The sequence below is a fragment of the Streptomyces carminius genome (assembly GCF_002794255.1).
Lineage (GTDB): Bacteria > Actinomycetota > Actinomycetes > Streptomycetales > Streptomycetaceae > Streptomyces > Streptomyces carminius.
In genome coordinates this window covers 168,628-192,889 of the sequence record NZ_PGGW01000069.1, presented here as the reverse complement: position 1 = coordinate 192,889, position 24,262 = coordinate 168,628, and the positions used below count along the sequence as shown (strand labels likewise).

Genomic DNA, 24,262 nt, shown 5'->3' with positions numbered 1-24,262 from the left:
TCTCGTGCGCGACTCTCTGTGCGGCTTCCGGCGCGGCTTCCGGCGGCCGGTTCACAGCCCCATGGACTTGGCGACGATGGAGCGCATGACCTCGCTGGTTCCGCCGTAGATGCGGGTGACGCGGGTGTCGGCGTAGAGCCGGGAGATCGGGTACTCCCGCATGTAGCCGTAGCCGCCGTGCAGTTGCAGGCACCTGTCGATGACCTTCGCCGCCAGCTCGGTGGTGAACAGCTTGGCGGAGGCGGCGTCGGCGGGGGTCAGCTCCCCGGCGTCCATGGCGTCCAGCGCCCGGTCCACGACCGCCTGCATGGCGTCCACGTCCGCCTTGCAGTCGGCGAGCGTGAACTTGGTGTTCTGGAAGGCGGCCACCGGCTTGCCGAAGACGGTGCGGTCCGTCACGTACTCCTGCGCGAAGCGCACGGCGGCCGCGGCCTGCGCGTAGGCGCCCAGCGCGATGCCCAGCCGCTCCTGCGGGAGGTTGTGGGTGAGGTAGGAGAACGCCTCGCCCTCCTCGCCGAGCAGGTCCTCGACGGGCACCCGGACGTCGGTGAAGGACAGCTCGGCGGTGTCGGAGGACTTCAGGCCCAGCTTGTCGAGGTTGCGGCCGACGGCGTAGCCCTCGCTCCCGGCGTCCACGACCAGGATGGATATGCCGGTGCGCCGGTCCTGCGGGGAGGGCGGGGCGGTGCGGCAGCAGACCAGGACGCGGTCGGCCTGCACGCCGCCGGTGATGAAGGTCTTGGCGCCGTTGAGGACGTAGTGCGTGCCGTCCTCCGACAGCTTCGCGGTGGTCTTCATCCCGGCCAGGTCGGAGCCGGTGCCGGGCTCGGTCATGGCGATGGCGGTCATCATCTCGCCGGTGACGAAGGGCGGCAGCCAGCGGCGCTTCTGCTCCTCGGTGGCGTACTTCAGCAGATAGGGCAGGCACAGCGCGGTGTGGACGCCGGAACCGCCGAAGCTGACGCCGGCGCGGGCGGTCTCCTCGGTGATGACTGCCTGGTACTTGAAGCTGGTCTCGCCGGCGCCGCCGTACTCCTCGGGCACCTCGATCCCGAACACGCCCAGCTCGCCGAGGGACAGATAGAACTCGCGGGGGACGTAGCCCTGCTTCTCCCACTCGTCGTAGTGGGGGACGACCTCGGCGGCGATGAAGTCGCGGATGGTCTCGCGGAACGCCTCGTGGTCCTCGTTGAACACCGTGCGCCGCATGTCATCGCCTCCTGAGGGCTGGAAACCAAGCGCTTGCTCAGTCGCAAGCTACCCAAGGGTCACTCGGACTGTCCAGAGGGTTCCGGTGCCGCGGCGGCGTTCCGCGGGCGGCCGTGGGCGAGGTCACATGGCCGCGGCGGGCCGCCCGGCCTCCCGCGCGGCCCCTTCCGCGGCCGCCGTGAGGGCACCGCGGGCCAGCCGGTGGAGGAGGGCGGCCGTCGTCTCCCGGTCCGGGAGGGCCGAGGGGCGGCTGAGGTGGGGCGTGGAGTTGAGCAGACCGAAGACGGCGTGGACCGAGGCGCGGGCCTCCTTCTCCGGCAGGACCGGATGGACCTCGCGGACGACCCCCACCCACAGCTCCACGTACTGGCGCTGGAGCTGCCGCACCAGCTTGCGGTCGCTGTCGCGCAGCCGGTCCAGCTCGCGGTCGTGGAGGGTGATCAGCGCCCGGTCGTCGAGGGCGAAGTCGATGTGGCGGCCGACGAGCGCGTCCAGGGTGGCCTCCGGGGCGAGCCCCGCCTCGGCGGACTCCGCCAGACAGCGGCGCCCGCCCCGGTACAGCCGCTCGCTGATACCGACCAGCAGCTCGGCGAGCATCGCGTCCTTGCCCGCGAAGTGGCGGTAGAGCCCGGGACCGCTGATGCCGACCGCCGCGCCTATCTCGTCCACGCCGACGCCGTGGAAGCCGCGCTCGGCGAACAGGCGGGCGGCCGCACCGAGGATCTGCTCGCGGCGGGTGAGGGCGTCGGTCCTGGTGTCCATGGGGGAAATTGTAGACAGCCGCGTTAGCGAGCGTTAACCTGGCGAGGAGGTTAACGGTCACTAACCGCTCTCCGGAAGCAGTCCGGAAGCAGCACCGACGGCTCACCGGCGGCTCACCGACCGAGCGAGGAGGCTCGCAGGACATGCAGGCACCGCAGCAGGCGTCGCAGCAGGCACCGCCGCTGTCCACCACGGTGGACCCGGCCTCCGGGGCGGCCCGGGCCAACGAGGCCGCCCACCGCGAGCTGGCCGCCCGGCTGCGCGAGAAGCTCGCCGCGGCCCGGCTGGGCGGCGGCGAGCGGGCCCGGGAGCGGCACACCGCGCGCGGCAAGCTGCTGCCGCGCGACCGGGTGGACGCCCTGCTGGATCCGGGCTCGCCCTTCCTGGAGCTGGCGCCGCTCGCGGCGGACGGGATGTACGGCGGGCAGGCGCCCGCCGCGGGGGTGATCGCCGGGATCGGCCGGGTCTCGGGCCGTGAGGTGGTCGTCGTGGCCAACGACGCCACGGTCAAGGGCGGCACCTACTACCCGATGACGGTCAAGAAGCATCTGCGTGCCCAGGAGGTGGCCCTGGAGAACCGGCTGCCGTGCGTGTGCCTGGTGGACTCCGGTGGCGCCTTCCTGCCCATGCAGGACGAGGTCTTCCCCGACCGGGAGCACTTCGGGCGGATCTTCTACAACCAGGCGCGGATGTCCGGCGCCGGCATCCCGCAGATAGCGGCGGTGCTCGGCTCGTGCACGGCGGGCGGGGCCTACGTGCCCGCGATGAGCGACGAGGCGGTGATCGTGCGGGGCCAGGGCACGATCTTCCTGGGCGGCCCGCCGCTGGTGAAGGCGGCCACCGGCGAGGTCGTCACGGCCGAGGAACTGGGCGGCGGCGAGGTCCACTCCCGGGTCTCCGGGGTGACCGACCACCTCGCCGAGGACGACGCGCACGCCCTGCGGATCGTCCGGCAGATCACGGCCACCCTGCCGGAGCGCGGTCCCCTGCCCTGGCCGGTGCGGCCGGTGGAGGAGCCCGCGGTCGATCCGGCGGGGCTGTACGCGGCGGTCCCGGTGGACTCGCGCACCCCCTACGACGTGCGGGAGGTCATCGCCCGCGTGGTGGACGGCTCACGGTTCGCGGAGTTCAAGGCCGAGTACGGCACGACGCTGGTGACGGGCTTCGCGCACGTCCACGGCCATCCGGTGGGGATCGTCGCCAACAACGGCATCCTGTTCTCCGAGTCCGCCCTCAAGGGCGCCCACTTCGTCGAACTGTGCGACCAGCGCGGCATCCCGCTGCTGTTCCTGCAGAACATCTCGGGCTTCATGGTGGGCCGCGACTACGAGGCGGGCGGCATCGCCAAGCACGGCGCGAAGATGGTGACGGCCGTGGCCTGCGCCCGGGTGCCCAAGTTGACGGTGGTGGTCGGCGGCTCCTACGGCGCGGGCAACTACTCGATGTGCGGCCGGGCCTACTCGCCGCGCTTCCTGTGGATGTGGCCGAACGCCAAGATCTCGGTGATGGGCGGCGAGCAGGCCGCCTCGGTGCTGGCCACCGTCAAGCGCGACCAGCTCGCGGCGCGCGGCGAGGAGTGGAGCACCGAGGACGAGGAGGCGTTCAAGGCCCCGGTCCGCGAGCAGTACGAGACCCAGGGCAACGCCTACTACGCCACCGCCCGGCTGTGGGACGACGGGGTGATCGACCCGCTCCAGACCCGCACGGTGCTCGGTCTGGCGCTGACGGCGTGCGCCAACGCCCCGCTGCCCGCGAAGGACCCGGCGGCGCCCGGCTACGGCGTCTTCCGGATGTGAGGGGATGCGTTCCATGACCGACACGGCACGTTCCACGAGCGGCCCGGTACGTTCCACGGCCGGCGCGGTGCCCGGCACGATGTTCGACACGGTGCTCGTCGCCAACCGCGGCGAGATCGCCGTCCGCGTCATCCGCACGCTGCGGCGGCTGGGGGTGCGCTCGGTCGCCGTGTACAGCGACGCGGACGCCGGGGCCCGGCACGTACGGGAGGCCGACACCGCGGTGCGGATCGGCCCGGCCCCGGCGGCCGAGAGCTATCTGTCGATCGAGCGGCTGCTGGAGGCCGCCGGGCGGACCGGCGCGCAGGCCGTACACCCCGGTTACGGCTTCCTCGCCGAGAACGCCGCCTTCGCCCGCGCGGTGGCGGCGGCCGGACTGGTCTTCGTCGGCCCGCCCGCCGGGGCCGTCGAGCTGATGGGCGACAAGATCCGCGCCAAGGAGACGGTGCGGGCGGCCGGGGTGCCGGTGGTGCCGGGCAGCAGCGGCGGCGGTCTCACCGACGCCGAGCTGGCCGCCGCCGCCCTGGACGTCGGCATGCCGGTGCTGCTCAAGCCCTCGGCGGGCGGCGGCGGCAAGGGCATGCGGCTGGTGCGCGAGGAGACGCGGCTCGCCGAGGAGATCGCCGCCGCGCGGCGCGAGGCCCGCGGCGCCTTCGGTGACGACACCCTGCTGGTGGAGCGGTGGATCGACCGGCCCCGGCACATCGAGATCCAGGTCCTGGCCGACGGCCACGGAGGCGTCGTGCACCTGGGCGAGCGCGAGTGCTCCCTCCAGCGCCGCCACCAGAAGATCGTCGAGGAGGCCCCCAGCCCGCTGCTGGACGACACGACGCGCGCCGCGATGGGCGAGGCCGCCGTCCGTGCCGCCCGCTCCTGCGGCTACACCGGTGCGGGCACGGTGGAGTTCATCGTCCCCGGCGGCGATCCCAGGGCGTACTGCTTCATGGAGATGAACACCCGCCTCCAGGTCGAGCACCCGGTGACGGAACTGGTCACCGGCCTGGATCTGGTGGAGTGGCAGCTCCGGGTCGCGGCGGGCGAGCCGCTGCCCTTCGGGCAGGAGGACGTCTCCCTCACCGGTCACGCCGTCGAGGCCCGGATCTGCGCGGAGACGGCACGGCTTGCGGGGGGCGCGGGGGGCGGCGGCGCGGGAAGCGGGCGGGTGGACTTCCTGCCGTCGGCCGGCACCGTCCACCTGCTGTCCGAGCCGTCGGGCGAGGGCGTCCGGGTGGATTCCGGGCTCGCGCCGGGCACCGAGGTCGGCACCGGCTACGACCCGATGCTCGCCAAGGTGATCGCCCACGGCCCCGACCGGGCCACCGCCCTGCGGCGGCTGCGCTCCGCCCTGGCCGGGACGGCGGTACTGGGCGTGGAGACCAACACCGCGTTCCTGCGCGCCCTGCTGGCCCACCCCGCGGTGGTCTCCGGCGAGCTGGACACCGGCCTGGTGGACCGCGAGGCCGCCGCGCTGCTGCCCGCGGCCGTCCCCGCCGAGGTGTACGGGGCGGCGGCGCTGCTGCGCCACGCCGCGCTGGAACCGGCCCCCTCCCCCGCCGGCTGGACGGACCCGTTCTCCGTACCGAGCGGCTGGCGGCTGGGCGGCGAGCCCGCCTGGACGGTCCACCGGCTGCGGGCACCGGGCCGCGATCCGGTGGCGGTACGGGTGCGCGGCCGGGCCGCCGGGGCCGAGGTGCGGGTCGGGGACGCCCCCGCGGTGCAGGCCGCGCTGCGCACCGGCGCCGGCCCGGACACCGGCGGCGGCCCCGGCGAGTCGGGAGAGCCCGGCCGGGTGTTGCTGGAGTGGGACGGGACGGTCCACTCCTTCGCCCATGCCCGCGCCGACGGCGACCAGTGGCTCGGCCGGGACGGGCAGAGCTGGCACCTGACCGGCCACGACCCGGTCGAGGCGGCTCTGCGGGGCGGCGGGGCGCACGGCGCGGACGCGCTGACGGCGCCGATGCCCGGCACGGTCACCGTCGTCAAGGTGTCCGCCGGTGAGGAGGTCACCGCGGGCCAGAGCCTGCTGGTGGTGGAGGCGATGAAGATGGAGCACGTCATCGCCGCGCCGTACGACGGGACGGTCACCGAGCTGGACGTCACGCCCGGCAGCACGGTCGCCATGGACCAGGTGCTCGCCGTCGTCGAGCCCCGCGGCACCGGGGACGCCGGGACCGCCCCGAACACAGCCGGGGAGGCTTCCCGATGACCACCGGACTGCCCATGGCCTTCCCCACCGAGGGGCTGCCCGCCCGGGTCCGCGTCCACGAGGTCGGGCCGCGCGACGGCCTGCAGAACGAGGCGACGCTCGTGCCCGTCGAGGTGAAGGCGGAGTTCGTCCACCGGCTCGCCGACGCCGGGCTGCGCACCGTCGAGGTGACCAGCTTCGTCCACCCGAAATGGGTGCCCCAGCTCGCCGACGCCGAGCGGCTCCTCCCCGCCGTGGCCGGCCTCGCCGACCGCCCGGGGGCGGACGCCGTACGGCTGCCGGTGCTCGTGCCGAACAAGCGCGGCCTGGACCGGGCGCTGGCCCTCGGTGCCCGGGACGTCGCCGTCTTCGCCAGTGCCACCGAGTCCTTCGCCAGGGCCAACCTCAACCGCACGGTCGACGAGTCGCTGGAGATGTTCGCACCGGTGGTCGCCCGGGCCAGGGAGGCGGGTGCCGGGGCGCGCGGCTACCTGTCGATGTGCTTCGGGGACCCGTGGGAAGGCCCGGTGCCCCTCGACCGGGTGGTCGGCGTCTGCCGCCGGCTGCTCGACCTCGGCTGCGACGAGCTGAGTCTGGGCGACACCATCGGGGTGGCCACCCCCGGGCATGTCACCGCCCTGCTGACCGCCCTGAACGAGGCGGGTGTGCCCACCGGCCGGCTCGCCGTCCACTTCCACGACACCTACGGCCAGGCCCTGGCCAACACCCTCGCCGCGCTCCGGCACGGCGTCACCACCGTCGACTCCTCCGCGGGTGGTCTCGGGGGCTGCCCGTACGCGAGGAGCGCCACCGGCAACCTCGCCACCGAGGACCTGGTGTGGATGCTGCACGGCCTCGGCATCGACACCGGGATCGATCTCGGCCGTCTCACCGCCACCAGCGTGTGGATGGCCGACCACCTGGGACGGCCGAGCCCGTCCCGCACGGTCCGCGCCCTGGCCGGCCGGAGCACCTTCCAGGACGTCTCCCGCGACTCCCGCGACTCCCACAAGGAGCAGTGAAGCCATGTCCCTTGACCACCGCCTCTCCCCCGAGCACGAGGAACTGCGCCGCACCGTGGAGGAGTTCGCGCACGAGGTCGTCGCACCGAAGATCGGGGAGTTCTACGAGAACCACGAGTTCCCCTACGAGATCGTCCGGGAGATGGGCCGGATGGGCCTGTTCGGCCTGCCCTTCCCCGAGGAGTACGGAGGGATGGGCGGTGACTACCTCGCCCTGTGCCTGGCCCTGGAGGAACTGGCCCGGGTGGACTCCTCCGTGGCCATCACCCTGGAGGCCGCCGTCTCCCTGGGCGCCATGCCGATCCACCGCTTCGGCACCGAGGAGCAGAAGCGCGAGTGGCTGCCGAGGCTGTGCTCGGGCGAGTCGCTCGGCGCGTTCGGCCTGACCGAGCCGGAGTGCGGATCGGACGCGGGCGGCACCCGCACCACCGCCGTCCGCGACGGCGACGAGTGGGTGATCAACGGCACCAAGTCCTTCATCACCAACTCCGGCACCGAGCTCACCGGCCTGGTCACGGTCACCGCCGTCACGGGGCGGAAGCCCGACGGCCGCCCGGAGATCTCCACGATCATCGTCCCCGCCGGCACCCCGGGCTTCACCGCCGCCCCGCCGTACTCCAAGGTCGGCTGGAACGCCTCGGACACCCGCGAGCTGTCCTTCTCCGACGTCCGGGTCCCGCTCGCCAACCTGCTGGGCGAGGAGGGCCGCGGCTACGCCCAGTTCCTGCGCATCCTGGACGAGGGCCGCATCGCCATCTCGGCGCTGGCCACCGGGCTGGCGCAGGGCTGTGTGGACGAGTCCGTGGCCTACGCCAACACCCGCCGCGCCTTCGGCCGGCCGATCGGCGCCAACCAGGCGATCCAGTTCAAGCTCGCCGACATGGAGATGCGCGCCCACACCGCCCGGCTCGCCTGGCGCGACGCGGCGGCCCGGCTGGCGGCGGGTGAGCCGTTCAAGAAGGAGGCGGCCATCGCCAAGCTGCACTCCTCGCAGATCGCGGTGGACAACGCCCGTGAGGCCACCCAGATCCACGGCGGCTACGGCTTCATGAACGAGTACCCGGTGGCCCGTATGTGGCGGGACGCCAAGATCCTGGAGATCGGCGAGGGCACCAGCGAGGTCCAGCGCATGCTGATCGCCAGGGAGCTGGGCGTGGCCTCCTGAAGCCTCCCGGGGCCGCCGCACGACGGGGCGCCCGCGTGTTCGACCGCGCGGGCGCCCCGTCGTGTCCGCCGCGCGGTCCGGCGCGCATCTCCACGCATGAGACCTGGAAAGCGGCAATGCCTCCGTCGGCTCCGCTCCGAGGCCGGGTAAGCAACCGGTATCGGATACCGAGCGTATCCAGGAGGACGCATATGGCTAATCCCATCAGCGCGGGCGCCCTCGTCGCCGCGCTGCGGAAAGAGGGCGTCACGGTCGTCGAGGTCGGCGCCTGGCGCCGCCACAACCGCAACCACAGAGGACCGTGGGGGCCCGTCCACGGGGTGATGGTGCACCACACCGTCACCTCCGGCTCCGCCCGCACGGTGGAGATCTGCCGCAACGGCTACAGCGGTCTGCCGGGCCCGCTGTGCCACATCGTCATCACCAAGGACGGCCGCGCCCATCTTGTCGGCCACGGCCGGGCCAACCACGCCGGACTCGGCGACGACGACGTCCTGCGCGCGGTCATCGCCGAACGCCCCCTGCCTCCGGACAACGAGGCCAACACCGACGGCAACCGCCACTTCTACGGCATCGAGTGCGAGAACCTCGGCAACGGCCGCGACCCCTGGCCCGCCGTCCAACTCGAGGCCATCGAACGCGTCTCCGCCGCCATCTGCCGCCAACACGGCTGGAACGAACGCAGCGTCATCGGACACCTGGAGTGGCAGCCCGGCAAGATCGACCCACGCGGCTTCTCCATGAACGGCATGCGCACCCGCATCCGCGAACGCCTGCGACACAGCGCGGGCCGGGACGAACAGGAGGAGGACGAGATGCCCAAGGTGATCGGCGAGTACGAGGCCACCGACATCCGGCTGACCCCAGGGAAGTGGACGACCCTCGACATCAAGGGGGTGGACATCCTCCGGGGGGCCACGCGCTACCAGGCGATCGCCCATCTCGCCGCGCGGATCCCGGTGGGCTCCACCCTCCAGGGCCGCTTCTACCACCTGCGCACCGACGGCACCCGCTGGACGAGCCCGATCTGCGAGCGCGTCGGCACGGCGGGCAGCACCTTCGCGGACTTCCACAACTGCGGCAGCATCCGGGCGGACGAGCGGCTGCGGTTCGAGGCCGTCTACCACCCGGCCGTGCCGGGCGACACCGAGCCGGTGACCGTCACCACCTCCTGGCTGCGCGGCCTGTACTGGCCCTAGGAGCGGCAGTCGGCCGGGAGCCCGGACTGGAAGAACCGGGCTTCCGCACGGGACGGTTCCACCGGGCCGCCCCGGGGCGCGGGAGACGGCCGGCGCCTCGCCGGTTCCGGCGGAACGCCCCGTACGGGGCCACTGTTCACACGAGTGCGGAATTCCTAAGAATGCGACGAAAGAAGTCGTTTCCCGGCGCGAGCGGGTAGGAAGTAAACCAGTACCCCCCACCTCCTGTAGTCGGGAGAACACGCATGGCTACTCCTCTGAGTGCGAACAAAATCGTCGCCGCCCTCCGGAAGGAGGGCACCCGGGTCACCGGCGTCAGTGGCTGGCGCCACCACAACCGCAATCGCGCGGGCGCCTGGGGACCGGTGTACGGCGTGATGGTGCACCACACCGTCACCTCCGGCGCCAAACGCACGATCCAGATATGCCACGACGGCTACAGCGGTCTGCCGGGCCCGCTGTGCCACATCGTCATCACCAAGGACGGGGTCGTCACGATGGTCGGCCACGGCCGGGCCAACCACGCCGGACTCGGCGACGACGACGTCCTGCGCGCGGTCATCGCCGAACGCCCCCTGCCTCCGGACAACGAGGCCAACACCGACGGCAACCGCCACTTCTACGGCATCGAGTGCGAGAACCTCGGCAACGGCCGCGACCCCTGGCCCGCCGTCCAACTCGAGGCCATCGAACGCGTCTCCGCCGCCATCTGCCGCCAACACGGCTGGAACGAACGCAGCGTCATCGGACACCTGGAGTGGCAGCCCGGCAAGATCGACCCACGCGGCTTCTCCATGAACGGCATGCGCACCCGCATCCGCGAACGCCTGCGACACAGCGCGGGCTGGAACGGCGCCACCGGGGCCCGCGCGCTCCTGGACTCGGGCGCCTACGAGAGCGCCGACCGGCACTGACCGCCGACCGGCGCCGACCGGCGCCGCCCGGCGCTCCGGGACCGGCCGGGGGAAGGGAGTCCGCTCCCGTTCCGTCCGGCACGGCCCGCGTCCGGCAGGGGCTGCCACAATGGCGTCATGGCCGAGATTCTCCAGCGGGCGGGGACCTGGACGTTCGACGGCGACACCGTGCGCATCGTGCCGGGACACCACAAGAGCGTGCACAAACTGCGGAAGCTGCTCGGCGAGGTGGCGGTGCCGCTGGCGGCGGTGGCGGGGATCGCGTACGAACCGGGGCGCCGGAGCGGCTGGCTGCGCCTGAGGCTGCGGCACGGGGCCGATCCACTGTTGCAGGCCGCCGCCGGACGGCTGCCCGACGCGGCCGATCCGTACCGGCTGGAGGTCGAGCCGGACCGCTCCGGGGTCGCCGAGTACTTCGTGGCCGAACTCCGCAACGCGCTGCTGCTGGAGCAGGTACCCGTGGAGGAGCCCTGCGACCGCTATCTGCTGCCCGGTCCGCCGGTGCCGCTGTCGGTGCAGGGCACCGACGGCACGGCCTCCTTCGACGGGGAGCGCGTCCGGCTCGACTGGAACTGGGTGGCCGAGGGCGGCAAGTCCTCGGCCGGTCCCCGGGCGTTCGCCCTGCACGAACTGGAGGGCGTGCAGTGGACTCCGGCGATCGGCTGGGAGAACGGCAGCCTGCGGTTCCGGCCCAAGGGCGCGCACGCCGTGCTCAAACCGGAGCACGACCCCAACTGCCTGGTGCTGTGGGGCGTACGGCAGGCCAAGGACGTCAGCTCGGTGCTGGTCGCCGCCGCCGTGACCGCCCGGCTGCCGCACCCCTCGGCCGACTCCTCCACCGCCGCGCCGGCGGGCGGTGACGCCCCGGCCGCGCTCACCAAGGGCGGCTCCTCCGGCGCCGGGGCGGACGGCCGGGACGACCCGGAGGTCCTGGACGCCCTGCTGCGGCGGCTGCGGGAGCTGGGCGAGCTGCACCGGGAAGGGGTCCTCACCGACGAGGAGTTCACCGCGGCCAAGCAGGCGGTGCTGCGCCGCTTCTGAGCCCTCCGGCGGGCCCGGCCGGGCCGGGACCGGGCGTTCCCGCCGGGGAGCGGGCTGTCGAGAGGGACCCCGCCGCATCGGAGAACCCCGGAGACCAACGGCGGAGAGGGGCCGAGGACCGCGCGGACGCGTCCCGGCCGTCGCACACGGTGAGCGGGCGGGGGCCGAGCGCGCGGTCGTCGTGCCGCGCGACGAGCCGGGCCGGGACGCCGACAGGCCACCTGCTCCGGCGAAGCTCGTGAACACGGGGAGACGGCGGACGCCACAGAGGTGGGCGGTCCCCTCCTCCGTGCCACCAGACGGACGAGGGGACCGCCTCCAGGCCGCCGGTGTCGCCCATTACACCGGCGGTGGGCCGCTGCGTGGGACCGTCACTTCCCACGCGGCGGCGCGCTGTTCCCTATATGCCCGTCACAAGCGCGCAATCCACCCCTACCGATGAGTAGATTCGCCGGTTCGCGCCGGTTCGCGCCGGTGCGGGGCGGTGCGGGCGGCCGGTCGAGGCGGAAGCCGGGAGCACGGACCCGGCACGGGGCCGGGGCCGGGGCCGGAGCAGCGCCGTCACGGAATGACGACGACCGGGCGCCGCGCCCGGCGGGCGAGCCGGCCGGCGACCGAGCCGAAGATCCGGCCGACGAGTCCGTGGGTGGAGCCGACGACGATGGCGTCGGCCTCGTACTCCCGGCCGACCTCCTCCAGCTCGTGGCAGATGTCCCCGCCGCGCTCGACGAGTATCCAGGGCACCTCGGACAGGTGGTCCGCGCAGGCCAGCTCCAGCCCCAGGACCTCGGTGCGGTGGTCGGGCACGTCCACGAAGACCGGCGGCTCGCAGCCCGCCCACACGGTCGTCGGGAGCCGGTTGGCCACATGGACGATGATCAGGCCGGAGTCGGCACGCCGCGCCATGCCGGTGGCGTAGGCCAGCGCCCGCTCACTCGACATGGAACCGTCGAATCCCACCACGACCCCGTGCTGGAAAGCCGGATCGCAGGAGTGGCGAGCCTCATCAGCCGCCTGGGGCGTCGCCGTCGGATCGGCGACCCGCCTGCGGTCCGCGGGGTCGGGCATCTTGTGTCCAGACATCGGTAACTTCACGTGTGCCTAGGGATGCGACCAGAAGTCATCTTCCTCAGCCCATACCCCCTAGGGTACGTCGGCACTCCCCTTCTGCCCAACGGCTGCGGTCACTGCCGGTGCAGCATGCCGGAGCGGAAGGCATTGCGCAATGCCCGGGCCCCGCCGCGCCCCGCCGGGAGGGCCCTGGGGAGGCCCCTCGGGGGCCGCCGGGAGGTCACCGGACGTCTTCCCCTGCGACATTCTCCCCGCCCCGGAGAATCCGCCCTCCGCCTCCCCCCTCCCGGTCTTCCGGCAACCCGCGCCCGCGCCCGCATCCGCCGCCGGACGGCCGGGGACGCGGACCCGCCCGCCGAACCCCGGCGAGCACCCCCCGGCGCCCCGCCGGGCGAGGGGCGGCGGGGCGTCGCAGTCGCACCGGCGCCCGGCGCGCTCCGGCCCGGAAACCCGCAGCGGTAGGAGTCTCCCGACGCGGAACGCACGCCTCCGGAAAGCCGGATCCCGCGTTCTGGGCTCCTGTACTTTTCGGCCAAGTTCCAGCCGTGGTACACAACTTGCCAGAGCGAATCGGTGAACTCGCCCACCTGGGCGGGAACGAGCAGGGGGAACGGGTGCACCCGACGGACAGATGGCGACGAAGCAAGGCGTTCTTCACAGAGAGGCCACCGAATGAAACCCTTCGTGATCGAACGCTTCGCGCCAAGTTGTCATGTCGACATAGCGGTGAGTGGTGAACTTGTCCCGTCAGCCACGCGAGACACAGTAGATTCGATCTTGACTGACCACGGCGGGGGAATCGTGCAGGACCGGAAGGACGCGACGACTGAGGGGGGCTTAGTTCCATGAGCCAGGAGCCAACGCACGGCCCTGGGACGACGCGCAAACTGGCCGCGCGCCGCCGCCGCGAGATCGTCGCCGTACTGCTCTTCGGCGGCGGCCCGATCTTCGAGAGCTCCATCCCGCTGTCCGTCTTCGGCATCGACCGGCAGGACGCCGGCGTTCCCCGCTACCGCCTCCTGGTGTGCGCGGGCGAGGACGGACCCCTGCGCACCACCGGCGGTCTGGAGCTGACCGCGCCGTACGGCCTGGAGGCGCTCTCCCGGGCGGGCACGATCGTCGTACCCGCCTGGCGTTCCATCACCCAGCCGCCGCCCTCGGCCGCGCTGGAGGCCCTGCACCGGGCCCACGAGGAGGGCGCCCGCCTCATCGGCCTGTGCACGGGAGCCTTCGTGCTCGCCGCGGCCGGGCTGCTGGACGGGCGGCCGGCGACCACGCACTGGATGTACGCGCCCACGCTCGCCAAACGCTATCCGGCGGTCCACGTGGATCCGCGGGAGCTGTTCGTGGACGACGGCGACATCCTCACCTCGGCCGGTACGGCGGCCGGCATCGACCTGTGCCTGCACGTGGTGCGCACCGACCACGGCGCCGAGGCGGCGGGAGCCCTGGCCCGCCGCCTTGTCGTACCGCCCCGGCGCGGCAACGGCGGACAGGAGCGCTACCTGGACCGGTCTTTACCCGAGGAGATCGGCACCGACCCGCTCGCCGAGGTCGTCGCCTGGGCCCTGGAGCACCTCCACGAGCAGTTCGACGTGGAGGCGCTCGCCGCGCGCGCGTACATGAGCCGCCGGACCTTCGACCGGCGGTTCCGCTCGCTGACCGGCAGCGCGCCGCTGCAGTGGCTGATCACCCAGCGGGTGCTCCAGGCGCAGCGGCTGCTGGAGACCTCCGACTACTCGGTCGACGAGGTCGCCGGACGCTGCGGCTTCCGCTCGCCGGTCGCGCTGCGCGGCCACTTCCGGCGGCAGCTGGGCGCCTCCCCGGCCGCCTACCGGGCGGCCTACCGGGTGCGCACCCGGCCGGAGAGCGGGGGCGGTCCGGGCGGTGAGGAGCGCGGCGCCGAGGTCCGTACGGACTCCGGCACCACGGCCGAACCGGCCGGTGCCGGGCACGGTCCCGGGCGCACGGCGCGACACGAGCGGGGCGAGCGCCGGGGCCGCGGCGACCGGGTGGACCGCGGCGAGCGGGGAGAGAAGCGGGGAGAAAGGGGAGAACGGAGCGAGCAGCACAAGCCGGATTCCGACTCCTACAGCTCGCGTCTGCCCTCCCAGCGGGACCGTACTCCCGGGAGGGCCCCGTAGGCTGGGACACATGAACGATCACATGGTGTGGATCGACTGCGAGATGACCGGGCTCTCGCTGTCCGACGACGCTCTCATCGAGGTGGCGGCCCTGGTCACCGACTCGGAGCTGAACGTGCTCGGTGACGGGGTGGACATCGTGATCCGTCCGCCCGCCGAGGCGCTGGACACCATGCCCGAGGTCGTGCGCGCCATGCACACCGCCTCCGGCCTGCTCGACGAGCTGGCCGGAGGCACCACGCTCCAGGAAGCCGAGCAACGGGTCCTGGAGTACGTCAGGAAGTACGTGCCGGAACCCGGCCGGGCACCGCTGTGCGGAAACTCGGTCGGGACCGACCGCGGCTTCCTGATGCGCGACATGCCCACCCTGGAGGGGTACCTCCACTACCGGATCGTCGACGTCTCCTCGGTCAAGGAGCTGGCCCGGCGCTGGTACCCCAAGGCGTACTACAACAGCCCGGAGAAGAGCGGCAACCACCGGGCGCTGGCGGACATCCGGGAGTCCATCGCGGAGCTGCGCTACTACCGCGAGGCGGTCTTCGTGCCGCTGCCCGGCCCGGACTCCGACACGGCCCGGAAGATCGCCGCCCGGCACGTGCTGCCCGCCGACGGATAAGGGTGCGCGGGGACCGGCGGCAACCCTGTACACTCTTCTTGGCCGGTGCGGAAGAGCACTGGTCGTGGTGGGTATAGCTCAGCTGGTAGAGCACCTGGTTGTGGTCCAGGATGTCGCGGGTTCGAGTCCCGTTACTCACCCTTGTGGAGAGGCCCCGGCCCGGGGAGACGGGCCGGGGCCTTCGCCGTCGTGCACTGCGGGTGTGCAGGCGGCCGGCCCGTCCCGTCCCGGGAGGACGGCGGGGGCACGTTCCCGTCCCCGCCCGCACCGGCCCCCGGCCGCGGGTCACAGCAGCCGTACACCGCGCCGGGCGAGGTAGGCCACGGGGTCGACGTCCGAGCCGTAGCCGCGGCGGTCGCGCACCTCGAAGTGGAGATGCGGGCCGGTGGTCCGGCCGGTGTCACCGGAGGAGCCCAGCCGGCTGCCGGCCCGCACCCGCGCCCCGGCCGAGGTGGAGACCTCCGACAGATGGGCGAAGAGCACGTAGTGGCCGTCGTCCATCCGGATCTTCACCGCTTTCCCGTAGGAACCGGCCCAGCCGGCGAGCACCACGGTGCCGGTGCCGACCGAGTACACCGGCGTACCGACCGGCATGGCGAAGTCGATGCCGGTGTGGCGGCCCGCCTGCCATCTCCCGGGAATGCCGTAGGGCGCCGTCACCCGGTGGTCCCCCGCCACCGGGCGGGCCCAGCGGCCGGTGGCCGCCGCCCGGCGCTCTCCCGCGGCGACCGGTACGGCCGCTCCCAGCGCCGCCAGTGCCGCCGCGCGCAGCACCAGCCCACGCCGGCTCGGCGTCCACCGCAGCCCGTCCCGGCCTCCGTCCCCGGGTGCGTTCCGGTGTCCGTTCCGGTGTCCGTCCAGCCGTCCGTCCCGTGCTGCCATCGTTTCTGACCTCCCGTTCGGCGGTGCCATCGACGTGTCGGTGTGATGACACGTCAGCGCGGGCGCTCCCGCATCTCCACGGCCGCCCGCCGGACCGCCGAACGGCGTAGCGTCCCGGCCCGGCCGCGGAGGTCAAGCGCCGTTTCCCGGGGCGTGGTTGCGGCCCCCGGCCCGGCGGCACACGACAATCCCCTTACCGGTGAATGGACTGAACCACCCCGGCGGGCGGTCCCGCCGTCGGCGGTGTCCGCACGGCCCGGGAGGCCATGGGAGGCCCCGTGGTCCGGGGTGTGCCGAACGGGCGAGCCCCACCGGAGGGTTGCCGCCGCGGGCCCGGCGGCGGGTTCCGGAACCGCGGCGCGGAGGAATGTGGCGGGGAAGGCTTCCGACGACGGGTACGGGCCGCTGCCGGAGCACCGCCGGGCGGTACCGGTCGGCGGTACCTCCCGGCGGCCGTCCCCTGCCGCACTCCCGCGGGGCCGCCTTCGCCGTGCCGGACCGCACCGCCCGGCTCGCCGTGGGTGGTACGCCGCCGCCCGGGGCGTCCGGCGGCGCCGTGGCACTCCCCGGGGTCCCGGACCCGTCCGGGCGGGGAGGGCCACTGTGACTTCTTCCGGGCCGCTCCCCGGCGCCGGGGAGCGGCTGAGCCGCCCCACGGACCGCGGGGCGCCCGGCGGGACGGCGGCCGCCTCCGGCACCGCCGTTCCGGTGAGGCCGTAGGTCCGTCCACCCGCGCCCGCCGCCGGGCGCCTCGTACGCCGCCACGGCCGGATGTGCCCGTCCCTCCCCGGGACGGCGATCGTCGCGCGGGCCGGGGGCCGCGCGTCTTCCGCGCGGTGCGGCGGCGGGCGGTGCGCGGAAGGGGTGGAGACCGCGGCTCCGCGCCGGGACCCGGCGGGGAAGAGGCAGGGAAGAGGCGGGGAAGGTCTCGGGAGGCCGACTGGCCGGGCGCGGCCGCGCCGCGGGGGCGTGAACGGGCTCCGTACGTCCGGGCCCGCGGGTACGGCCCGGCCGGGCCGTGACGCACGCGACCGCGGCCGTCCGGCACACCGGCACCGGGAGTGATCCTGGCGTCGGCGCGGGACGACCGCGGCCGTCTGGTGCGGCCGGGCAGCGGAGAGGCGGGGGAGGAAAACCGCTGCCCGGCTCATCACCGGCTGGTGGGGCTGGCGGAACGTGTGGTGCGGTGGTGCGGGTGATCCGGCTCGTGCCGCCGGACCGGCCGGACTGCGCGGGTCGGTAGTGGATCTCGGAGGTGGATCAGTGGTGGATCAGTGGTGGTTCGGTTGGAAGGCCCCCCGGTGCGGCCGCCGTCGACCAGACCGGACCGGGGGGCCGGCTCGTGCTCCCCTTCGGTTACTCCTCAGCCGTCACTCGTCGCCGAAGAGGTCCGCGTAGGTCGCGTAGGCGAGAGCGGCGTCCGCCTGCGCCCAGAAGCGGTGGTAGGTGAACGTCGGCGCCTCGCCGCCGTTCAGGTAGCTCTCCACCTTGTTGAACTGCGGGTCGTCCTGGTAGAAGGACCGGATCGACAGGAAGGTGGAGCCGGGCTCGATCTCGTCACCGTTGGGCATGGTGCCGCTCCAGCCCGAGGGGATGTAGACCTCGTCCTCGAAGCGCTCGTAGTCGGTACGGGTCTCCTCGATGCCGATGCCCAGGTCGTCCTGGTGCTGCCACATGGCGTCGATCAGCGCCTTGCCGGTCTCCCTGGCCTCGGTGTCACCGGACTCGGCCGCGTAGTACATCAGCGTCCTGGCCAGCGCCGCGGTCACGCCGACGTCGGTGGTGTAGTCGCGGACGTTGACGTGCAGACCCGAGTTGTCACCGGGGTTGGAGGCGTTCCAGTCGTCGGGCTGACCGGACCACTCCAGGGTGGACGGGATCTGGTAGTTGCCGTCGGGGTTGACGGTGATCTCACCGAGGACCCAGTCGACCCACTTGTCCAGGACCTCCTTGGCGTCCGCGTTGCCCGACTCGTGGTAGAGCTCGGCGACCCGCTGCATCGACCAGGCCTGCATGCCGAACCACTGGTTCGACGGCGGGTCGTGGTAGACCGGCTTCTCGTCGTAGAACATCCCGTAGAAGGTGGCGGTGCCGGACGGCGGGGTGCCGTAGTTGCCGCCCCAGCTGTTGGTGGCGCCACCGGCGATCGCACCCTCGTCGGACTGCAGCCAGCGGTAGAGCTCCAGCTGCCGCTGCAGGCTCTTCTCCCAGTCGTCCGCGCCGGTGGCGCTCTTGGGCTCCAGCTCCGGGACGGTGGTCAGCGCGTAGGCCGCCATCGGGTTCTGGTAACCGAAGTGGTTGTGGCTGCTGCCGATGCGCCAGGCCCAGCCCGCGTCGGTGTCGGTGGCACCGCCCCAGGCGTAGTACCAGGACATCAGGTAGTGGGCGCTGTTCTTGCCGCTGCCGGCCGGGCAGGAGGAGGCGCCGACGCAGTCGCCGATCTCCTTGAAGTACTTGTCGAAGAAGGAGTAGCGAAGGTAGTCGCCCATCTTCGCGCCCTTCTCCAGCAGCCCGGAGATCTCCGACTTCTTGCCCTGCTCGTCGGCCCACATCTCGGCCCAGTACAGGGCCTGGATCGCGCGGGCGTCGGCGTCGGGGGCGTTGGTGAACTTCCACTGCTCGGCGTAGCCCTCGTCGTCGATGAACAGGTCGAGGTACCCGTTCTCACCGCCGAAGGTGTAGTCGTCGCAGGTGGGCTGCGGCACGGTCTCCCAGACCGACTCCTGCGAGCCGCGCTGGAAGGTGTTGATGTAGGAGGGACCCTCCTCGTCCGGGCCGCCCTGGCAGGTGGCGCCGGGGGAGTTGCCGAAGCCGTAGGTGTTGTCCACGTCCTGCAGCCAGTGCATGCCGTAGATCTCTTCGGTGCCGTAGGCCTGCCGCAGCTCGTCCGCGATCGGGTCCTCACCCACCGGGATGTCCGGGTTGATCGCCGAGGGGTAGTCCGACGGCTCCGGGTGCTCGGCCGCGTAGGTGGCCGGGCTGGACGGGTCGTAGAAGCTGTTGGTCGGCTGGTCCTCGGCCGTGGGGATCATGTAGTCCTCCATGACCTGCCACGACTCGTTCAGCGGACCCCAGTCCTCGGTGACCTTGCCGTACATCGCCTGCAGCCAGATCAGGTAGCTGTAGGCCTCGGAGGTCGTCTCGTGACCGTGGTCGGGCGCCTCGACGATCAGCGTCTCGACGGAGTGGTAGGGAATGCCCTCCGGCGAGAAGTACCCGTTGGCCGGGTCGAAGATCTTGTTGTAGAGGTCGAGGAACCGGTCCTCGTACTCGCCCGCGACGGCGTCCCCGCCGAGCTGGGTCACCTTGACCTCGGCGGCCTCGTGGCCGGGGGCGCTGATGGTGAAGGTGGCGGCGCCCGAGCCGGTGTCGGCCGCGGAGACCGTCACGGTCTGGGGGGCGGCCCAGTTCTCCGGCGTGAAGGTCAGCGCCTCGCCGTTGAGCACGGACACCCCGGAGTTGCCGTCGGTGCGGCGCACCGAGGCCGTCACGGTCTCGGTGGGCTTCTTGGAGAGCTTCACCGCGAAGGAGGCGGTCTCGCCCTGGCGCACTCCGAGCTGGGACGGGGTCACGACCACCGCGGGACCGGCGGTGACCTGGATGCCGGCGGGGACGGACTCACTCGACATGCCGTTGGAGTCGTGCGCGACGGCGTAGATCGAGTAGTTGCCCGCCGGGACGTCCTCCCAGTCGAAGCTGTAGGGCGCCGTGGTGTCGGAGCCCAGCAGCTCGGTGTCGCTGTAGAAGTCGACCTTCTCGATGGTGGCGCCGTCCTGCACGGGGCGCGCCTCGGCCGTCAGCTCGACGGTGCTGCCCGCGGTGTAGACCTGGCCGGCACCGGGGCTGACCAGGGTGGCGGCGGGGGCGGCGAGCGCGCCGTTGCAGCGGGTGCCGTTGACCGAGAACGCGGTCGGGTCGGCGTTGGTGCCGCTGTAGCTGAAGTTCGCACCCGCGGTGATCGCGTCACCGGCGGCGATCTTGGTGCTGTACTGCGGGCTCTTGACGGTGACCGTCCTGCCCGACTGCGACCACTGGCCGTTCCAGCCCTGCTGGAGCTTCTGGTTGCCGCTGTACTCGTAGGTCAGGGTCCAGTCGTCGATGGCCCCGGAGCCCCGGTTGGTGAGGGTGATGTTGGTGCTGAAGCCGGAGCCCCAGTCGTTCTTCTTGTAGTCGACGCTGCACTGGAGGGCGGCGGCCTGGGCGGTGCCACTGAGCGCCGTGGTCATTCCCAGCGGGAGGGAGATCGCCGCGGTGGCCGCGATCAGCAGCCTTCTGGATCTTCCTCGATGGCGCCTGGGTGGCGCTTCCGGTAACGGTAACGCTCGCATGCGGAGGTTCCCTCCTCGCGGCTCGGGGGTGGGGGGAGGTACGTGACACACGTACGGGGAACTGAACCAGTGGGAGCGCTCCCAAGGGTCAAGGTGGACATGACACCTGTCAAGAGTCTGAACGAAATGACCCTGTCGAAGAAATTCGTCCGGCCAATTCCTGAAGACACTCTGGCCACAAGCGGAAGTTGCCGCTACGTTCTCTTCTCGACCCAGTGGGAGCGCTTCCACAGTCGTGCGCCAGGAATGGCGCGTTCGACCGACAGGAGCCGCTTCATGTACCCCCCACCGCGCCCTCGGGCGTTGAACACCACTGCAAACGCGGCGCTCGTCACCGCCTCTCTTCACGGCCCCCATGGCCGGTTCAGTACACCTCAGCACGTTCCGCACGCCCCGGTTGTCCATACCGGGGAAAGCTCCCGGCGGGTTCGCCGGGAGGCGGGACCGGAGCGCGGTGTCGCTCCGTGCAACGACGGCGGTCGTTCCCCACCACAGCGGAGGCCGCCCTTCCCGGGTACGCACCCGTGACACGACCGCACCCCCCGACACACGGAGCTGGGCTCCGCCGTCATCCGGAGGAAGACCGGAAGGAAGAGAAGATCGCATGACAGGCACCAGAACGCCGGCGCGCAAGCGTCGGACGGCGTTACTGGCCGCGGGCGCGCTGCTCGGCGGCACGCTCGGGGCAGGCGCCCTGATGCAGGGGACCGCCTCGGCGGCACCCGCATGTACGGTCGACTACAAGATCGCCAACGAGTGGAGCTCCGGCTTCAGCGCCTCGGTCAAGGTGACGAACAGCGCCGCCGCCACCCTCAGCAACTGGAAGGTGGAGTGGGAGTTCGCCGGCTCCCAGCAGGTGAGCCAGGGCTGGAGCGCCTCGGTGACCCAGAGCGGCAAGAAGGTCACCGCCACCGCCCCGTCCTGGAACTCCACCCTGGCCACGGGCGCGTCCGCCGAGTTCGGCTTCAACGCCTCGTCCTCCGGGACGAACTCCATCCCCAGTTCGTTCACGCTGAACGGCGTCACCTGCAACGTCGACTCCGGCTCGGACGACGACAACGATGACGACAACAGCGACAACGACGACAACGCAGCGGCTCGCGTGGACAACCCCTACGAGGGTGCCCAGCTCTACGTGAACGAGGACTGGTCGCGTCAGGCCGCCGAGAGCGGCGGCGAGGCGATCGCCGACGAGCCGACCGCGGTGTGGCTGGACCGCATCGCCGCGATCGAGTCCGGTTCCGCCGGCGAGAACACCATGGGCCTGCGGGACCACCTGGACGCCGCCCTCGAGCAGGGTGCCGACGCGCTCCAGATGGTGACCTACAACCTGCCCGGCCGCGACTGCGCCGCGCTGGCCTCCCAGGGTGAGCTCGGTCCGGACGAGATCGACAAGTACAAGAACGAGTTCATCGACCCGATCGCCGAGATCCTGTCCGACTCGAAGTACGCGGACCTGCGGATCATCAACGTCGTCGAGATCGACTCGCTGCCCAACCTGATCACCAACGTGGGCAGCCGCGAGACCGCCACCGAGAACTGCGACGAGATGCTGGCCAACGGCAACTACGTCGAGGGCGTCGGCTACGCGCTCGCCACCTTCGGTGACATCGAGAACGTCTACAACTACATCGACATCGGCCACCACGGCTGGATCGGCTGGGACGACAACTTCTCCGCCACCGCCGAGCTGCTGTACGAGGCCTCCAACACCGCGGGCGCCACGGTGGACGACGTCGCCGGCTTCGCCGCCAACACCGCCAACTACGGTGCCACCGTCGAGCCGTACTTCTCCATCGACGACACCGTGGGCGGCAAGTCGATCCGCGAGGGATCCTCGTGGGTGGACTGGAACCGCTACGTGGACGAGCAGTCCTTCGCCCAGGCCTTCCGCGAGGAGGCCGTCAGCGTCGGCTTCAACTCGGACGTCGGCGTGATCATCGACACCTCCCGCAACGGCTGGGGCGGCCCGGACCGGCCCACCGGCCCGGCCTCGAAGGACGGAACCGCCGACGAGTACGTCGACGGCAGCCGTATCGACCGCCGCATCCACCTGGGCAACTGGTGCAACCAGGCCGGTGCCGGCCTCGGTGAGCGGCCGACCGCCTCGCCCGCCACGGGGATCGACGCCTACGCGTGGATCAAGCCCCCGGGGGAGTCGGACGGTACCGGTGAGGACATCCCGAACGACGAGGGCAAGAGCCCTGACGGAATGTGCGACCCGGACTACGAGGGCAACCCGCGCAACCAGAACAACCCGTCCGGCGCTCTGCCGAACGCCCCCGTCTCGGGCCACTGGTTCCAGGCCCAGTTCGAGGAGCTGCTGGAGAACGCCTACCCGCCGGTCGACTGATCACCCGCTGAGGTGAGACAGGAAGAACGGTAGAGCACATCGGGGGCCGGTCGGTACGCCGACCGGCCCCTTCGCCGTAAGCTCGGCGTATCGCGCGTCTCGTCCCCGCATCCCCCGGAGGGGGTCTGCCGTGAAGCGAACGCATCGAATACCGCACGCCCCGCGGACGGGGTGGGCCGACCGCTCCGGCGAAGGTCCCGGCCGCACGGCGGCACCGGGAGGTTCCGTACCGGGAGGTTCCGCGCCGAGAAGGCCCGCACCGGCGGAGCCGGCGGAGACCGCCCCGGCCCTGCGGCTACGAGGAGGTCCGGCGGACCAGCTCGGTCGGCAGCACCCGGCTCCGGCTCCCGCCCTGTCCCTCCTTACGCCCCGCGAGCTGCTCCAGCAGCACCCGGACCATCGCCCGGCCCATCTCCTCGATCGGCTGCCGCACACTCGTCAGCGGCGGATCCATGTGGCGGGCCACCGCCGAGTCGTCGAAACCGACCAGCGCCACGTCCTCGGGCACCCGGCGGCCCGACTCGCGCAGCACGGCCCGGGCACCGGCGGCCATCACGTCGGAGGCACAGAAGACGGCGTCCAGGTCGGGACGCCTGGCCAGCAGTTCCCGGGCGGCGCGGCGGCCGCCCTCCTCGGTGAAGTCGCCGCCGCCGACCAGTCGCTCGTCCTCCTCCAGACCGGCGGCCCGCAGCGCGTCCCGGTAACCCTGCAGACGGCACTGGGCCACGTACATGTCCGGCGGACCGGTGATGGTGGCCACCGCCCGGCGGCCGCGGCCGATCAGGTGCTCCACGGCGGCCTGCGCACCACCGGTGTTGTCGCAGTCCACATAGGGCACCGGCTCCTCGCCGCTGCGGCGGCCGCTGAGCACCGCGGGCATCTCGATCTGCTGCAGCAGGTCGGGCAGGGAATCGTCGGCGTGCACGGACAGCAGCAGTACGCCGTCCACCCGGTGGGCGCCCACGTAGTGGGCGAAGCGGTCGCGCTCCTTGGGTGTGCGGAGGAGGGTGAGCAGGAGCTGCATGTCGGTGTCGGCGAGCTCCGTGCTGACCCCGCGGATGATACCCGAGAAGTACGGTTCGGCGAAAAGCCTGGTCTCCGCCTCGGGAATCACCAGCGCGATCGCGTCGGTGCTGCCCGCCGCGAGGGCCCGGGCTGCCCGATTGGGCACATATCCCAGTTCGGCGATCGCCCGCTGGACGGCGGTGCGAGTCTGGTCGCTGACGTTGGCGGCGCCGTTGATGACCCGGGAGACGGTGCCGCGGCCGACCCCCGCGTAGGCGGCGACCTGCTCCAAAGTGGGCCGCTGCCCCCGCCGTCCGCTCACTGTCATGACCGCCTCCCCGGGTCGTACCAGCTCAAGTGCACAGGACCCGTCCGTCCCGCGCATAAGTATCGATCAGCCATTGAAGCTAACAGCCGGATAACTGCATCGGGTCAGTCTGTCCATTCCCTTGACACCCCCGCCAGAGAGCCGCAACCCTTCAACTCATCACATCTGGGAGCGCTCCCAAGGGACTTGACCCATACAGAAGCCACACGTTCGCACCCCCCGAGCCGCAGTGACGAACACCG

Annotated in this window: 15 protein-coding genes, 1 tRNA gene and 1 pseudogene; 11 read left to right on the top strand and 6 right to left on the bottom strand. The window is 72.2% G+C overall.

Features of this window, described 5'->3' with window-relative positions:
- Positions 1-51: 51 nt before the first annotated feature.
- Positions 52-1,209: an acyl-CoA dehydrogenase family protein gene (locus CUT44_RS27900; protein WP_100204743.1), complete on the bottom strand. Its 1,158-nt coding sequence runs from the start codon at positions 1,207-1,209 to the stop codon at positions 52-54.
- Between the two features lie 123 nt (positions 1,210-1,332).
- Entirely contained in the window at positions 1,333-1,971 is a 639-nt protein-coding gene (locus tag CUT44_RS27895; RefSeq protein ID WP_100204742.1) for an SACE_7040 family transcriptional regulator, read from the bottom strand.
- Positions 1,972-2,114: 143 nt separating this feature from the next.
- On the opposite strand from CUT44_RS27895, the gene CUT44_RS27890 reads away from it, so the two are divergent.
- The 7 genes and pseudogenes from CUT44_RS27890 (at position 2,115) to CUT44_RS27860 (ending at position 11,293) form a co-directional block, all read left to right on the top strand.
- On the top strand, positions 2,115-3,767 hold the full coding sequence (locus CUT44_RS27890; RefSeq protein WP_100204741.1) for a carboxyl transferase domain-containing protein: 1,653 nt from the start codon (positions 2,115-2,117) through the stop codon (positions 3,765-3,767).
- Positions 3,768-3,846: 79 nt separating this feature from the next.
- On the top strand, positions 3,847-5,973 hold the full coding sequence (locus CUT44_RS27885; protein WP_100205231.1) for an acetyl/propionyl/methylcrotonyl-CoA carboxylase subunit alpha: 2,127 nt from the start codon (positions 3,847-3,849) through the stop codon (positions 5,971-5,973).
- Positions 5,970-6,974 carry a hydroxymethylglutaryl-CoA lyase gene (locus CUT44_RS27880; protein WP_100204740.1) on the top strand — a complete coding sequence of 335 codons (1,005 nt, stop codon included), beginning with the start codon at positions 5,970-5,972 and terminating at the stop codon, positions 6,972-6,974. Before CUT44_RS27885 ends, CUT44_RS27880 begins: the two co-directional genes overlap by 4 nt.
- 4 nt (positions 6,975-6,978) lie before the next feature.
- A complete protein-coding gene (locus CUT44_RS27875) occupies positions 6,979-8,139 on the top strand; it encodes an acyl-CoA dehydrogenase family protein (RefSeq protein ID WP_100204739.1) in 1,161 nt (386 codons plus the stop codon).
- Between the two features lie 191 nt (positions 8,140-8,330).
- A pseudogene (locus CUT44_RS34750) lies at positions 8,331-8,918 on the top strand (N-acetylmuramoyl-L-alanine amidase); the annotation flags it as partial.
- Between the two features lie 665 nt (positions 8,919-9,583).
- Positions 9,584-10,252 carry an N-acetylmuramoyl-L-alanine amidase gene (locus tag CUT44_RS27865; RefSeq protein ID WP_100204737.1) on the top strand — a complete coding sequence of 223 codons (669 nt, stop codon included), beginning with the start codon at positions 9,584-9,586 and terminating at the stop codon, positions 10,250-10,252.
- 117 nt (positions 10,253-10,369) lie between these two features.
- Positions 10,370-11,293 carry a DUF4429 domain-containing protein gene (locus tag CUT44_RS27860; protein WP_100204736.1) on the top strand — a complete coding sequence of 308 codons (924 nt, stop codon included), beginning with the start codon at positions 10,370-10,372 and terminating at the stop codon, positions 11,291-11,293.
- A 561-nt stretch (positions 11,294-11,854) separates the two neighbouring features.
- On the opposite strand, the gene CUT44_RS27855 is transcribed toward CUT44_RS27860, so the two are convergent.
- Complete coding sequence (locus tag CUT44_RS27855) at positions 11,855-12,376, bottom strand: universal stress protein (RefSeq protein WP_100204735.1); 522 nt, start codon at positions 12,374-12,376, stop codon at positions 11,855-11,857.
- A gap of 833 nt (positions 12,377-13,209) precedes the next feature.
- Here CUT44_RS27855 and CUT44_RS27850 point away from each other — a divergent pair.
- The 3 genes from CUT44_RS27850 (at position 13,210) to CUT44_RS27840 (ending at position 15,264) form a co-directional block, all read left to right on the top strand.
- Positions 13,210-14,508 (top strand): helix-turn-helix domain-containing protein, encoded by a 1,299-nt coding sequence (locus CUT44_RS27850; protein ID WP_100204734.1) that lies wholly within the window; start codon positions 13,210-13,212, stop codon positions 14,506-14,508.
- Between the two features lie 10 nt (positions 14,509-14,518).
- Positions 14,519-15,124: an oligoribonuclease gene (gene orn, locus CUT44_RS27845; protein ID WP_100204733.1), complete on the top strand. Its 606-nt coding sequence runs from the start codon at positions 14,519-14,521 to the stop codon at positions 15,122-15,124.
- Positions 15,125-15,191: 67 nt separating this feature from the next.
- A tRNA-His gene (locus CUT44_RS27840) sits at positions 15,192-15,264 on the top strand.
- Positions 15,265-15,409: 145 nt separating this feature from the next.
- On the opposite strand, the gene CUT44_RS34625 is transcribed toward CUT44_RS27840, so the two are convergent.
- Both CUT44_RS34625 and CUT44_RS27830 read right to left on the bottom strand, forming a co-directional pair.
- Positions 15,410-16,006, bottom strand: a complete 597-nt coding sequence (locus CUT44_RS34625) for a murein hydrolase activator EnvC family protein (RefSeq protein ID WP_269846229.1) — start codon at positions 16,004-16,006, stop codon at positions 15,410-15,412.
- 1,370 nt (positions 16,007-17,376) lie between these two features.
- A complete protein-coding gene (locus CUT44_RS27830) occupies positions 17,377-20,334 on the bottom strand; it encodes a glycoside hydrolase family 48 protein (protein ID WP_100204731.1) in 2,958 nt (985 codons plus the stop codon).
- Positions 20,335-20,938: 604 nt separating this feature from the next.
- On the opposite strand from CUT44_RS27830, the gene CUT44_RS27825 reads away from it, so the two are divergent.
- The gene (locus tag CUT44_RS27825; protein ID WP_100204730.1) at positions 20,939-22,687 is read left to right on the top strand and encodes a glycoside hydrolase family 6 protein; all 1,749 of its coding nucleotides are present in this window, start codon (positions 20,939-20,941) and stop codon (positions 22,685-22,687) included.
- A 295-nt stretch (positions 22,688-22,982) separates the two neighbouring features.
- Here the strand turns inward: CUT44_RS27825 and CUT44_RS27820 are convergent, their stop codons facing one another.
- Positions 22,983-24,020 (bottom strand): LacI family DNA-binding transcriptional regulator, encoded by a 1,038-nt coding sequence (locus CUT44_RS27820; protein ID WP_100204729.1) that lies wholly within the window; start codon positions 24,018-24,020, stop codon positions 22,983-22,985.
- Positions 24,021-24,262: the final 242 nt, after the last annotated feature.

What these genes read in the sequence shown, in the direction of transcription:
- CUT44_RS27875 (WP_100204739.1), top strand. Translation starts at nt 6,979, where the DNA reads ATGTCCCTTGACCACCGCCTCTCCCCCGAGCACGAGGAACTGCGCCGC.
- CUT44_RS27900 (WP_100204743.1), bottom strand. Translation starts at nt 1,209, where the DNA reads ATGCGGCGCACGGTGTTCAACGAGGACCACGAGGCGTTCCGCGAGACC.
- CUT44_RS27865 (WP_100204737.1), top strand. Translation starts at nt 9,584, where the DNA reads ATGGCTACTCCTCTGAGTGCGAACAAAATCGTCGCCGCCCTCCGGAAG.
- CUT44_RS27890 (WP_100204741.1), top strand. Translation starts at nt 2,115, where the DNA reads ATGCAGGCACCGCAGCAGGCGTCGCAGCAGGCACCGCCGCTGTCCACC.
- CUT44_RS27855 (WP_100204735.1), bottom strand. Translation starts at nt 12,376, where the DNA reads ATGTCTGGACACAAGATGCCCGACCCCGCGGACCGCAGGCGGGTCGCC.
- orn (WP_100204733.1), top strand. Translation starts at nt 14,519, where the DNA reads ATGAACGATCACATGGTGTGGATCGACTGCGAGATGACCGGGCTCTCG.
- CUT44_RS27880 (WP_100204740.1), top strand. Translation starts at nt 5,970, where the DNA reads ATGACCACCGGACTGCCCATGGCCTTCCCCACCGAGGGGCTGCCCGCC.
- CUT44_RS27830 (WP_100204731.1), bottom strand. Translation starts at nt 20,334, where the DNA reads ATGCGAGCGTTACCGTTACCGGAAGCGCCACCCAGGCGCCATCGAGGA.
- CUT44_RS27820 (WP_100204729.1), bottom strand. Translation starts at nt 24,020, where the DNA reads ATGACAGTGAGCGGACGGCGGGGGCAGCGGCCCACTTTGGAGCAGGTC.
- CUT44_RS27885 (WP_100205231.1), top strand. Translation starts at nt 3,847, where the DNA reads ATGTTCGACACGGTGCTCGTCGCCAACCGCGGCGAGATCGCCGTCCGC.
- CUT44_RS34625 (WP_269846229.1), bottom strand. Translation starts at nt 16,006, where the DNA reads ATGGCAGCACGGGACGGACGGCTGGACGGACACCGGAACGGACACCGG.
- CUT44_RS27860 (WP_100204736.1), top strand. Translation starts at nt 10,370, where the DNA reads ATGGCCGAGATTCTCCAGCGGGCGGGGACCTGGACGTTCGACGGCGAC.
- CUT44_RS27850 (WP_100204734.1), top strand. Translation starts at nt 13,210, where the DNA reads ATGAGCCAGGAGCCAACGCACGGCCCTGGGACGACGCGCAAACTGGCC.
- CUT44_RS27825 (WP_100204730.1), top strand. Translation starts at nt 20,939, where the DNA reads ATGACAGGCACCAGAACGCCGGCGCGCAAGCGTCGGACGGCGTTACTG.
- CUT44_RS27895 (WP_100204742.1), bottom strand. Translation starts at nt 1,971, where the DNA reads ATGGACACCAGGACCGACGCCCTCACCCGCCGCGAGCAGATCCTCGGT.